We start from the raw sequence: 12,938 nt of genomic DNA, 5'->3' as shown, positions 1-12,938 counted from the left end.
GGAATAAAATAATGGTTTCTAGAAGAGAGTTTTTATTTAGTGCAGGCTCGCTTGCGTTTATCGGCTTATCGCGCAGCGCAATGGGTAACGCTGCTTTACCTGAAGTAACGACTAAGTTGCCAGCTTATGGCCCATTAATAGCCGACCCTCAGGCCTTATTAGATTTACCTAAAGGCTTTAGTTATCGGGTTATATCGGCACTTGGCGATAAAATGGATGATGGTTTAGACGTACCCGACCGTGCCGATGGCATGGGTTGTATTGCATTAGATAACGAACGCGTAGCCCTTATACGTAACCATGAGCTACAACCTAAACACATTAATAAAGCATCTGATTTAATTAGTAACCACAAAACCCCCTTAGCCTATGATTCATTTAAAAATGGTGTAGCTTTGCCTGGGGGCACTAGCCATATTATTTATAACTTAAAAGAGCAAAAACGCGAACAAGAGTATTTATCGCTGTGTGGCACAATAAGAAACTGCTCAGGCGGTGTAACGCCGTGGGGTAGTTGGCTAACCTGCGAAGAAACCGTTATGGATAAAAGCGATGGCTTGTCTCAATCTCACGGTTACATTTTTGAGGTACCAGCCAGCGCCAAAGGCTTAATTAAGCCTGAGCCATTATATGATATGGGCCGGTTTAATCATGAAGCCGCCGCAATAGACCCACAAACCGGTATTGTTTATTTAACTGAAGATAGAGGCGATAGTTTGTTTTATCGGTTTATTCCTCATCATCGCGATAAGTTAAATAAAGGCGGCATATTGCAAGCTATGGTAATTAAAAACCAGCCTCAGTTTGATAGCCGAAATTGGGATTCACCGGCCATGCCATTACACAGCGACCTTTTAGTTGAATGGATAACGCTCACAGATCCTAAAAGCCCAAATGATGACCTACGTAAGCAAGGTTATAAAAAAGGTGCAGCCTTATTCGCACGAGGAGAGGGAATACATTGGGGTAAAAATGAGCTTTATTTTTGCTGTACTAATGGGGGCAAAAAGCAGTTAGGTCAGGTAATGAAGTACACACCTTCAAAAAACGAAGGCACTGAGTTAGAGCAAAATGAGCCTGGTAAAATACAACTATTTGTAGAAAGTACAAACGAGTCGTTATACAACTTTGGTGATAATTTAACGGTAGCACCTAACGGGCATTTAATTGTATGTGAGGATCAATACACAGACACGGTGAATAACCATTTACGCGGGGTGACACCCAAAGGAGAGGTGTATAACTTTGCTAAATTGCATGCGCAAACAGAGCTTGCTGGGGCGTGTTTTTCACCTGACGGGCAAACCTTGTTTGTAAACGTATACATGCCAACTAAAACGTTGGCTATTACTGGTCCTTGGGATAGTTTTAAGCTTTAAAGTGGTAAAAAATACAAACGCTTAGTATAGGTATACTAAGCGTTTGTATTTTAACAATCCTTGTAGGTTTACCAAATCCGTTAGCAAGCTTTAATCATCCTTGGTGCATTTACTACATCCTCTATGTAATAAGCAACGAGTCCTTGTAGTTTGCACTTCATCCTGTACCTACTTTTGTAACGTGTCCTTGTATCTTTATTAGTCCTTTAACTCTTATTAACATTCCTTGTATGGCAAAGTGGGTAATAAATTAATGATTTAGTTTACCTGCAGACGATTCAATGTGTGCACGTACAAACCATTGAAACTGCTCTAAGTCACCTAGCTGGCTGGTGATCATATCCTCTGATACTGGGTCTAATTCAGACAGCGTGCCAATGGCTTTGCGGTGGTCGGCGTTTACGCCGCTGTATACTTTGTCTAATGCACCTAAATGCTCTACTACAAAGGCTTTACCTAATGAGTATTCTTCCCATGTGCGGCGATCTACAATTGACTTAGGTGTACCTTGTGGCGTACCGCCTAATGTAGCAATACGCTCTGCGATGGTGTCGGTCATTTCGCGAATAGCATCGACTTGTGGGTCTAACATTTCATGCACACCAATAAAGCTTGGGCCTACTACATTCCAGTGAATATGCTTTAAAGTAAGTTGTAAGTCTAAAAGCGCTACGAGTCGGTTATCGAGTGTTTCAATTGTTTTTTTTGCTGATTCGTTATCCATACCTGGGGCTGTAAATTCAATTGGGTGTTGTGAGTTACTCATAATGTCTCCCGTTGTGTAATTTGTTGTATGTAGCCATTGCTACCATTTAACTTGCAATACATGAAGCAAAGCCTATGCCTACCAAGTTTATTTGTTTAAATTGTTGATATTTAATGCTTTATTTTTGATTGGGTACGTAAGGTTAAAAAGGGAGAGACGTAGAATATGAATTTTATGCACTTATTTTTGTAAATTGTGCACAGTAGTAAAAAAGCTGTGGCTGTTTATCGATTGAGTTGAAATTTGTTTATGCTCAATAAGGCATAGTCTGTGTAATACAGCTAACTAAAGTACCTAGCCTTACAATTCATGCCGTTATTAAATTGCCTTTAAAAGCCCATCTTAATATTGCACGCGCTACAACCTCTAAATAAAACCCAGTAAATAAGCTATGCAAGGGTATACAAAATATAAAGGTGCTTATTTATTACCTGCGTAATGATTAATTCAGGTGTTTTATAAAGGGCTAACGCTGCTCTTTTAAAGCCGCGCTATTGGGCTTTACTGCTTAGATTTTAAAAATCAGCCTTTGTACTTATTTAATCTCTTTAGTTGGTGAATGCTCACTGATATACTCCCGCCGCATTTTAATTGGGGTTATGTAAATAAATCATGAATTTTTTAAAAACACTGTTTACAATATCTATACTGCTTTTGTCTCACTCAGCACTAGCAGAAAATTGGAGCGTCACACAGCTTCACACAAATTTTGGCGATGCCTTAAATCCCTTCACCGGGGAGTCGTCATTTACACGCACCTACACCATAGAGCATGCCTCAGAGCATGACTTAGGTGATAACTACTTTTTTATCGACTTTTTAAACGACAGCCTTAGTGATGGTTTTCAAGATACGGGTATATATGGCGAGTGGTACACAACGCTTAGCTTATCAAAAGCCTTTGATACCTCAGTGCGTTACGGTGCAATAAAAGACACAGGTTTAGTGTTTGGTATAAACGCCGGTGAAGAGGGGTTAATGAAATACACCCCAGGCATCAAGCTCAGTTGGGATGCCCCAGGCTTTGATTTTTTAACAACTACTTTTGCAGGTTACATTGATGCCAACGGCGGCGTGCAAAAAGATCAGCTAGCCAAGCAAGACAACAGTATTTTTATAGACCTTGCATGGGGTGCACCTTTTACACTAGCTAGCCAAGCATTTTATTTTACCGGCCACGTAGAATATATTTCTGGGCGTGATGACGAACTAGGCAATAAAGTTAATGAGTGGTTGCTTGCTCAACCCGCTGTGCATTGGGATGTAGGGCAAAACTTTAATTTAAACCCGCAACAGTTAATGGTAGGGGTGGAGTGGCGCTATTGGTACAACAAGTTAGGGACTAATAAAATAGAAAACCAGCCCTTTTTACATGCTATTTGGGTATTTTAAGCACAGCTTGCTTTGCTAGGTTGATAAAAAATAGCGCCTTTTGGCGCTATTTTTAGTCAGTGTGGTTGGAACTTTAAGTGGTTGGTTGTTACTCGTAACCGCGAGGTTTTTTGGTTTTAATAACTGCAATATAAGCATGCCAACTGGCGTAACTAAGCAAAGGCATAATTACAATAAAGCCCGTGGCGCCGGTAGCAAAACCAACAGCTACCAATACAAATATACAAATTGACCATACCACCATAGCGGCAAAGTTAGTTTTTACAGCGTTCATAGAGCTTATTACAGCGGTCATAATATCTACTCGGCGCTCCATCATTATTTGTGGAGCAAAAGCAGAAAGCGAAAATACAGTCACCAGTAATACCCCTCCTATTATGCTGCCTAACGTTAAAAACGCCGATAACTCTTCAAAGGTGGGATTGGCGTGGCTAGGATACAAAGCATGCACAAGTGCGGCTAAACGCATCCAAGCAATCATGATAACCATTAGCATTATTGCAAAGCCCCATTCGCCTACTGGGTTTCTAAACATCGACTTTATAGAGTGGCTAAGTGTGGGTTTATGGCCTTTTTCAAGCTCCCATGCTACATCGTAAAGGCCTGCCGCAAAGGCTGGGCCTATCAATGCAAACGCCACGGTTGCAGGCAGTATTACTAAATATGTACCTGTAAACATTGCCCAGTAAACAATAGCAACAGGAATAAGGGTAAATATTACCCCGTAAATAAGGCTCAATATGGGCGCACGGGTCATGTCTTTAAATGCCAGTGCTAGCCAGTGAAAAGCCGCAAATGTGTTTACCTTATTGCATTCAATGCAGCGGGCAAATTCAGAGTGTTTATTAATCGTGTTTGTTGTTGGCATAACAACGCTCCTTAACAAGGTGTCTCTTAAAGGTTTAGAACACATTGGCTTTATTTACAAATTGAACAATATATACGCAATAAAAAATATTTTCGGTCAGTTTATATACTGATTTGATTTTATAACTGTTATTGGTGATAAAAATGAAAGGCAAATACAGCGAATAAGTAAAAATTCGTAATTTAGTTAATAAAAAGTTAATATTAAGTGTTTAATATGCTTTTATATTTACAACCAGTCTAATAGGAACAATAAAATGGACGAGATAATAAATAATATTGATGTAAATCAGTATTTGCCGGCAGCAGTAATGTGGGCAACAAATATTCTAATGGCAATTGTCATATTACTAATAGGCTTATGGCTTGCGGGTAAAGTGCGTAATATGATTATTAGTTTATGCCATAAATACACTCACTTTGATGACACGCTGTTTCGCTTTTTAGGCAGTATGGCGCGCTATGTTATTTTAGCGTTTGTATTTATTGCCGTGTTAAACCGCTTTGGTGTGCAAACAGCTTCAATAATTGCGCTATTAGGTGCGGCAGGTTTAGCTATTGGGTTAGCGCTGCAAGGTGCTATGTCTAACTTAGCTGCAGGTGTAATGTTACTTATATTTAGACCTTACAAAGTAAACGACTTTATTGAAGCCGCAGGGCGCTTTGGTAAAGTTACCGAGGTTGATATGTTTACAACTATTTTGCAAACGTTCGATAATCAGCAAGTTATTATCCCAAATAGCCAAATATGGGGAGCGCAAATTATTAATCATTCGCATCATCCTATTCGTGGCGTAGATATGCACTTTGGTGTGGCATACGATGAAAACACCGACGCTGTTCGCAAAGTTATTGATAGCGTACTTGAGGCTCATCCACACATACTAAAAGACCCAGCTCCTTTTGTTGAAGTAGAAACACTAAACAATAGCTCGGTAGACTTTTTAGTAAGACCTTTTTGTAAAGGCGAGCACTACTTCGAAATTTTATACACGGTGCCAGAGCTGATTAAAAAAGCCCTTGATGAAAACAATATCGAAATTCCATTCCCACATCGTAAAGTTATTTTAGTTAACGAGAATAAAGATTAAGGCTTAAGCCTAAGAGCACTTTATAAGTGCTCTTTTTTTGTCTGAAAAAGTTACACGCCTGTGTAATTTTTTCTTTTATAAATTACCTCAAATACTACTTTTTTGTCTGTACAGCCCTTTTTTACTAGGTTGGATGGCTGGTCTTTATTTTGCATTTGCATAGTCGCTTTTAGTTTTAAAGCTCATAAAAACTATCGACCCATTAAATCAAATTGTATGAAGGACTAAACATGGCTGAATCATTTAAATACTCAGGCAATAAAGGGCATGGTGGCGAATTACACCAAAAGGCTTCTGATGAATACCCAACGATGACCACCGCGCAAGGGTGCCCTGTTAGCGACGATCAAAACTCATTACGTGCAGGCAAGCGCGGCCCAGGTTTATTAGAAGATCATGTAATGCGCGAAAAGCTGTTTCACTTTGATCACGAGCGCATTCCAGAGCGTGTGGTACATGCCAGAGGCTACGGTGCTCATGGTTATTTTGAAACCTACGATACGCTTGAAGATTTAACCTGTGCTGATATTTTTCAGCGCAAAGGTGAAAAAACACCGGTATTTGCACGGTTCTCAACTGTGGCAGGGAATAAAGGGTCCCCCGATTTAGCACGTGATGTTCGCGGGTTTGCTGTTAAATTTTACACCCAAGAAGGAAACTGGGATTTAGTGGGTAACAACATACCTGTATTTTTTATTCAGGATGCGATGAAGTTTCCTGATTTAATTCACTCAGCTAAGGCTGAACCAGACCGTGGTTTTCCACAAGCGCAAACCGCGCACGATAACTTTTGGGACTTTGTAAGTTTATCGCCTGAGTCAATTCATATGATTATGTGGGCCATGTCAGATAGAGCCATACCGCGCTCTTTACGCTTTATGGAAGGCTTTGGTGTTCATACCTTTAAATTTATTAATGCAAATGGCGATGAAAAATTTGTTAAGTTTCATTGGAAACCAAAAGCAGGTATGCAGTCAGTAGTGTGGAACGAAGCACTTAAACTTAATGGTGCAGACCCTGATTTTCATCGCAGAGATATGTGGGAATCTATTGGTAAAGGCGACTTCCCAGAGTGGGAGCTGGGTGTACAAGTGTTTGATCAGCAATTTGCTGATGAATTTGAATTTGATGTTTTTGATGCCACCAAGCTTATACCTGAAGAGCAAGTACCAGTAAAAATTGTGGGCCGCATGGTGCTTGACCGTGTAGTTGATAACTTTTTTGCCGAAACAGAGCAAGTGGCTTTTTGTACACAAAACATTGTACCTGGGCTTGATTTTACACCCGACCCATTACTACAAGGGCGTAACTTTTCGTATTTAGATACTCAAACCAAACGCTTAGGCGGTCCTAACTTTACGCATATTCCGGTTAATGCGCCTAAATGCCCAATGCGTCATTTTCAACAAGATGGCCACATGGCAATGCATAACCCTAAAGGGCGTGCTAACTACGAGCCAAACTCGTGGAGCGGCGATGAGCATAACCCCCGCGAATGCCCAGTGCATGGCTTTAAAAGCTCAAGCGAGCCAGAAGTAAGCGGTGGAGATAAGCTGCGTTATCGCTCAGAAACATTTAGCGATCACTACAGCCAAGCGCGCCAATTTTACTTAAGCCAAACAGAAGTAGAGCAAGCGCACATTCAATATGCGTTTGTATTTGAGCTTTCAAAAGTAGAGCATGTGCCGATTCGTGAGCGTGTGGTTTCGCACTTATTAAATGTAGATAACACATTAGCGCAAGAAGTTGCAAAAGGCCTGCGCCTGCAAGATATGCCAGAGCCGGCTGAAGCTGCTATGCCAACGCGTAACGATTTACCTGTATCGGATGCGCTAAGTATTTTAAAAAATGCGCCAGATACCTTTAAAGGTCGTAAGTTAGGTATTTTAGTGAGCGATGGCTTTGATGCTGATATTTTTAGTTCGGTTACAAATGCCTTAGACGCTGAAGGTGCTAACTACGAAATTGTGGCCGCACAAGTAGGTGGTGCGTGTTGTAGTAAAGGTAAGCATGTAGCAGCGGATCAAGTAATCAATGGCGGCCCTTCGGTGCTTTACGATGCGGTGATGGTACTTGCAACGCAAGAGGGCGCTAAGAAGCTTGCTGGTATTCCTGAGGCAAAAGACTTTGTGAGCGATGCGTTCGCGCACATGAAATACATAGGCTACACAAAAGATGCCATGGCATTATTTGAAGCCGCAGGGCTTGATGGTAAAGCCGACGATGGTTGGATAGATTTAAACATGCACTCTGCAGATAAATTTATTGAAACATTGCGCAATTTAAGATTTTGGCAGCGTTAGAACAAAACGCTTTAGCAAATAAAAACCACACCCTGTAAAGGGTGTGGTTTTTTTATGGCTAACTGGTTATGGTATTAACTCTTAAACAGTAACTAATTGGATTTATTATGAAGCTTAAAGGCGCTTGTCACTGTGGCAAAGTAACGTTTAGTGTGAGCTCTAAACACCCTTATCCTTATAACTTATGTTACTGCTCTATTTGTCGTAAAACGGCCGGCAGTGGCGGGTTTGTTATAAATTTGAACGCACAATACAGCACGCTTGAGGTTACAGGGCGTGAACATATTACTATTTATCATGCCAAAGTGGGTGATAAAACCAGCCCCGCTGAGCGCCATTTTTGTAAGCACTGCAGCAGTAACTTGTGGTTATATGATTCGCGATGGCCTGAGCAAGTTCATCCCTTTGCTGGCGCAATAGACAGCGAATTACCCATACCGCCAGAGCGCACCCACTTAATGCTTGCCAGTAAGGCCAATTGGGTCACCCCGCATATCCAAAAGAATGATAAACAATTTGATGAATACCCCGATGAAAGCATTGCAGCGTGGCACCAACGCTTAAACTTAGAGCAATAATACGCTGGCTAAAGTGCACTGCATCGTACTTAAAAGGGCATAACTCCCAGTTAACTGGGTAAAATTTTAATGATTAACAGTGCACTGTGAGGCGTTACTTTGTGTACAGTAATGAAAGTCGGTGTAGTAGTGAGATTGCGCAGGCTTTTTATTATATAAAATGTAGTCGTGCATTAGCTTGGTGCTCAAGCGGCCCATTTCAAAAGGGTTTTGCCCTATGTTAGCCGAAGATAGACCCCTGCTTAACACATTGAGCTGTATTTCTTCTGTATCGGCAGAAACAATAATAATGTCTTTATCGGCAATACGTTGCTTAAAAGGCGCTAAGGCATTTACGTAATGAGGGTTAAATTGTGCAAACCCCGCCACAGCTAAAAAAATGGGTGGGTTGTCCATTTTTAATAAATGCATTAACTGCTTTAGTGACTCTTCGCGCTTACCTAAACTAAATAAGGGGCAGCGACTATGTTCGCGCCAGCCGTTTTTACCTGATAGGTGCGCTGTCGCTTGATCAGACAAGGCATACCTAACCCCAGCAATACGCTTGTTTAAATTAGGGGTAGTATGGTGCCCTGACTGCATGCAAAGCGTATTATTTGCTTTGTTGGTCAATTTTTTTACTTGCTCGCCTAAGGCAACGCCAAAGTCGAAGTTGTTACTGCCTACGTAGGCTAGGCGGTACTGTTGGTGTTTTTCTAGCAGGTCAGAATCAAACGTTATAACAGGAATGTTTTTGCTTTTAAGCGCCATTAATGAACGAGTGACCAAATGCTGAGAGTCGGTTGTTGCTACAATTAACCCATCTATTTTTTGATCAACTAACCTATTAATGACCATAGATTGGCTACGAATGTCTTGAAAGTCTTTTGGTCCATCGTACTTGCATTCTATTTCAGGGTGCTCATTACTAAAGTGCAAACAGCCTTTAAAGGCTTGCTGATAAAAGGTGTCGTTTTTTGTTTTACCTACAATGGCAATCACAACTTTAGCCACGCTTTGGTGGGCGAATAAAGCACACCAGCTTAAAACTAAATACTTCAGAACTTTATACTTTTTAGCGGCTAAGCTAATTTTAGCTAACATTATAAAAGTCCTAAGCAAATAAAAGTAAGATATATATTACAGCTAGTATAGTTATTGACCACAAATTGGCTAATTTAATTATAGTGACTTAAATGAGTTAACACGTTGAAAGAAGTGTTTTTAACCTATAGGCTAAATACATACACCCATAAAAAATAATGGAGAGCGTTATGACTGTTTCAGCAATTCCCAAAGGGTTTAGTTCGATAACACCGTACTTAATTATAGAAGGTGCTCAGCAAGCTATTTGTTTTTATCGTGATGCATTTAATGCGCAGCTAGTAATGCAAATGCCGCTGCCAGAGGGCGGTATAGCCCATGCTGAAATTATAATTGGCGACTCCCACATTATGATTTCGGACTCATGCCCGGACGAGTCATTTAAAAGCCCCAATGCACTTGGTGGCACACCGGTAAGTTTAATGCTTTACGTAGAAGATGTAGACAGCGTATTTAAAAAGGCAATTGAACTTGGCGCTACAGAAGTACGCCCAGTGCACGACCAGTTTTACGGTGATAGAGCCGGCACCCTACAAGACCCATTCGGGCATATTTGGACCATAGGCACCCATAAAGAAGATTTAAGTGAGCAAGAAATTAACCAACGAATGGCCGACTTAATGTCAAAAGAGCAAGATGCATAAAGCAGCTTGCCCTGCGTTTGAGCTAAATTGTTTACCCTAAATTTATCGCTAAATATTTTATTTCGTCACCGTTTATTTGCGGTAAAAAATAAATATCTTGGTACTTAAAATATTGTTGATCGTTAATCGTGACAGCCTCTGCCGAAATAGGGAGGGTGTCGTAGGTTTGCCCTAAATCATAATTTTTAGCACTGCCTACCTTAATAGCCTGATTAACCACTATTTTAGGCTCATCAACTACTCTATAACCATTATTATCTGCCACGTAATATACATTTTGATAGGTATAGTAAGTGGTATTATGGCGTTTAAAGTGTGAATAATGCCTTGGTAGTGAGTGTATTCTTAAGCCTCTTGGTGGCTTAACTACGTGGTAGCCTCTTTTTGCTTTTCTGTAGTAAATACCATCACTAAATGTAAACGTAATGCCATTAAATCTGATTGAAGCACTATTGCGCGGTAAATGATTAAAATAATGCCCAGGCCGGTAGGTCACTACGTTGTGGCGATTATGTTTAAAATAATTACGAGTGCGTTGCTGCTGTTTGTAATGGGCAACTTTGCGCTTTTGCTCTTTGCGGTGCTCGCGTTTGGCTTGTTTGCGCTCTTTACGGTCGTTTTTTTTATATTCTATACGCTGTTTTTTGTCATCGCGGCGCTCATCTCGTTTGTATTCGATGCGTTTTGCGCGCTCATTATTAAAACTTTTTGCGTGTTCTCGCTCATTGGGTGCTGCATATGCAGCGCCAGATACTGCACTTATGGCAAGTAGAGCAGGGAGTAATTGAGTCAGTTTCATACTAGTGCCTCGTGTATGTTGTTACATAACTGGGTTCAATACTAGCGCTTTAAACTGAATGGTAACTGACATGTAACCGATAACAGGGGCGTGTTTACAGCTTTTTACTAACGTTTACTGTTCTTGACACAAGCCAACGTTTTCTTACATTTTTGACGATTTTAGGAACTTTTATAGGCTATAAGTTGCGTAACTAATTGTTACAGCAAGTGCTTTTAACACTTGCCGTAATTTATAATTAGCCTGAATTATTGGATAATAAATCTATCTCGAGCAGCTATTTTCAGTGCTAACCGCGTTTAAATTACTTGCAATAGGCAAGCTATTGACGCGTAAATTTACCTTATTTTCACTTAAAATCTCTGGCTAGAGACAATAAACTTAAATATCATTATGGTTCAATATGTTAGTAAATCTCTAACCAGAGTTCAGGTTAATTAGCGTTTAGGTTTTTCAGGTAGGGCTGTTTTTAGTTGCTCCGGTGTTACGTTAAGTGCCTTTGCTACAACCGTTAAATCGGCATTAGGGCCGCCGGCTTTTTGCATTGCTTGCATAAGCGCTTCTTCGCTAACGCCTAGTTTGTTAGCTGCCTCAGCAAACCCCGGTGGCGACATGCCGCCGTTAGGGCCACCCGCTTTTGGACCGCCTCCACCAGGTGGTTCATGGCGAGTTATTTTAGTGCCTTCAGGTGGCTTAGCCCCTACACCCGCTTGTGCTGTGGTCGTAAAATTATTTTGTGCAACCACGCCTTTTAAGCACTTAGGTAAGTTAGGGAATGTATTACTTGCATGGTAGTGGTAAGTGACTATGCCGCTTTCGCCTGCGGGGCCTGTGTGGCCATTACAGCTATCAAGCTCGCTTGGGGATGTACCATCAATCTCTTGGCTTCCGTAAATTGGGTAGCCATCAAAGCCATAACCAAATAGGGCGCTTGGCTTTTGCGCTAAATTATTACAGTTGGCGTTTACATGTTCGTGTTTATATACGCTGTCTATATCACTGGCGGTGCCGTGGTAGTGGTACCAACCGCCCGGGTCAATATGACCTGCGCAGGTATCAAGCGCGGGTAAATGCCCTGTATGTTGCACACTTGGCGCATCCGAAAAAATAGGCACACCCGCAAGCGCTATACCCACTTTAGATACAGTGCCCAACGCTGTTGATTGTTCAGACATAACAGGGTGCAGTGGTAAAAGGGCGGTAATTTCCACGCTTTTATCTACCGATACATTAATACATGCATGATCAACGGTTGGGCGAATGGTCGCGTTATCAACAATATGCACTTTGCCGTCTTCATCGTAAAAGGTAAAACCTTGCTCGTTAAGCATGGTTAAAAATGCTTTATCTAACCTATATAGCCCCGCATCGGTGCCATCCCAATCCCAAATTCCGCCTACGTCGTCGAGTGTTTCTGGGCAAAAAGGGCCGACTTCAATGTTGTCGGGCTGATATTTTAAAACCACTTGAGCACACTGGGTTTGTAAGCCGTTTTCAAGCGTACACTCTACAGTTTGTGGCAGCTTTACCATGGCTTTAATATTAAAATCATCGGTATTAATAAGCGTGTTTTTAGCGCTTTTAGCTTCTGGGGAGGCAGGTGTACTTTCGCTTTTTATCTGCTCGCCACATGCAGTTAAAAGTACCGTGGCACTAAGCAGGCAAAATGCGAGCTTAGTCTTTGTAGTGTTAACACTAGGCGCTTTTAAACGACTTCGTTTAATTGTTCTCATACTTACCCCAAAACGATTTATATACGTAGGTTTTAGTATGGCAATAAATTGTGCAAATAAAATGAAAGTTTCATTTAATCTAATTAATAAGCCGAGCTCTTAACCATTAATGTTTATTAGATAAAGCACTCTGAGAAAAGCATGCTCAGGCCAATAATAGCCGCATGGCATCCACGAACCAATAACAGCCCAAATCATAAGTGGTTGATAGAGCAATTACAAAACCTATAACAGCAAACTTTAATGCAAGTATTAATATAAGTATTAAAGCAAATACTGTTACCATAATTAACAGTAGGTATT

Annotated in this window: 11 protein-coding genes; 6 read left to right on the top strand and 5 right to left on the bottom strand. The window is 40.9% G+C overall.

The annotated features are described in order from the left end of the window. The first annotated feature begins 11 nt into the window (after positions 1–11). Complete coding sequence (locus CWC04_RS05805) at positions 12–1,379, top strand: alkaline phosphatase PhoX (RefSeq protein ID WP_138684882.1); 1,368 nt, start codon at positions 12–14, stop codon at positions 1,377–1,379. A gap of 250 nt (positions 1,380–1,629) precedes the next feature. On the opposite strand, the gene dps is transcribed toward CWC04_RS05805, so the two are convergent. Then, entirely contained in the window at positions 1,630–2,145 is a 516-nt protein-coding gene (gene dps / locus CWC04_RS05800) for a DNA starvation/stationary phase protection protein Dps (RefSeq protein ID WP_004587573.1), read from the bottom strand. Between the two features lie 612 nt (positions 2,146–2,757). Here dps and CWC04_RS05795 point away from each other — a divergent pair. Then, positions 2,758–3,537: a nucleoside-binding protein gene (locus CWC04_RS05795; protein WP_126008133.1), complete on the top strand. Its 780-nt coding sequence runs from the start codon at positions 2,758–2,760 to the stop codon at positions 3,535–3,537. An 88-nt stretch (positions 3,538–3,625) separates the two neighbouring features. Here the strand turns inward: CWC04_RS05795 and CWC04_RS05790 are convergent, their stop codons facing one another. Further along, a complete protein-coding gene (locus CWC04_RS05790; RefSeq protein WP_126008131.1) occupies positions 3,626–4,405 on the bottom strand; it encodes a DUF2189 domain-containing protein in 780 nt (259 codons plus the stop codon). Positions 4,406–4,661: 256 nt separating this feature from the next. On the opposite strand from CWC04_RS05790, the gene CWC04_RS05785 reads away from it, so the two are divergent. From CWC04_RS05785 to CWC04_RS05775, 3 genes are all read left to right on the top strand, one after another. After that, positions 4,662–5,495: a mechanosensitive ion channel family protein gene (locus tag CWC04_RS05785; protein ID WP_004589490.1), complete on the top strand. Its 834-nt coding sequence runs from the start codon at positions 4,662–4,664 to the stop codon at positions 5,493–5,495. A gap of 230 nt (positions 5,496–5,725) precedes the next feature. Then, entirely contained in the window at positions 5,726–7,798 is a 2,073-nt protein-coding gene (locus CWC04_RS05780; protein ID WP_138684881.1) for a catalase, read from the top strand. A gap of 107 nt (positions 7,799–7,905) precedes the next feature. Further along, on the top strand, positions 7,906–8,376 hold the full coding sequence (locus CWC04_RS05775; protein ID WP_138684880.1) for a GFA family protein: 471 nt from the start codon (positions 7,906–7,908) through the stop codon (positions 8,374–8,376). 66 nt (positions 8,377–8,442) lie between these two features. Here CWC04_RS05775 and CWC04_RS05770 read toward each other — a convergent pair whose 3' ends face one another. Continuing rightward, complete coding sequence (locus CWC04_RS05770; RefSeq protein WP_138684879.1) at positions 8,443–9,459, bottom strand: substrate-binding domain-containing protein; 1,017 nt, start codon at positions 9,457–9,459, stop codon at positions 8,443–8,445. 170 nt (positions 9,460–9,629) lie between these two features. On the opposite strand from CWC04_RS05770, the gene CWC04_RS05765 reads away from it, so the two are divergent. Next, on the top strand, positions 9,630–10,103 hold the full coding sequence (locus CWC04_RS05765) for a VOC family protein (protein WP_138684878.1): 474 nt from the start codon (positions 9,630–9,632) through the stop codon (positions 10,101–10,103). A 31-nt stretch (positions 10,104–10,134) separates the two neighbouring features. Here CWC04_RS05765 and CWC04_RS05760 read toward each other — a convergent pair whose 3' ends face one another. Beyond that, positions 10,135–10,902, bottom strand: coding sequence for a DUF6515 family protein (locus CWC04_RS05760; protein ID WP_138684877.1), 768 nt, complete (start codon positions 10,900–10,902; stop codon positions 10,135–10,137). A 437-nt stretch (positions 10,903–11,339) separates the two neighbouring features. Beyond that, complete coding sequence (locus CWC04_RS05755; protein ID WP_249326057.1) at positions 11,340–12,635, bottom strand: YHYH protein; 1,296 nt, start codon at positions 12,633–12,635, stop codon at positions 11,340–11,342. Positions 12,636–12,938 lie beyond the last annotated feature (303 nt).

This window comes from Pseudoalteromonas sp. S2893, assembly GCF_005887105.1.
Lineage (GTDB): Bacteria > Pseudomonadota > Gammaproteobacteria > Enterobacterales > Alteromonadaceae > Pseudoalteromonas > Pseudoalteromonas atlantica.
This window is presented reverse-complemented; position numbering and strand designations above follow the sequence as displayed.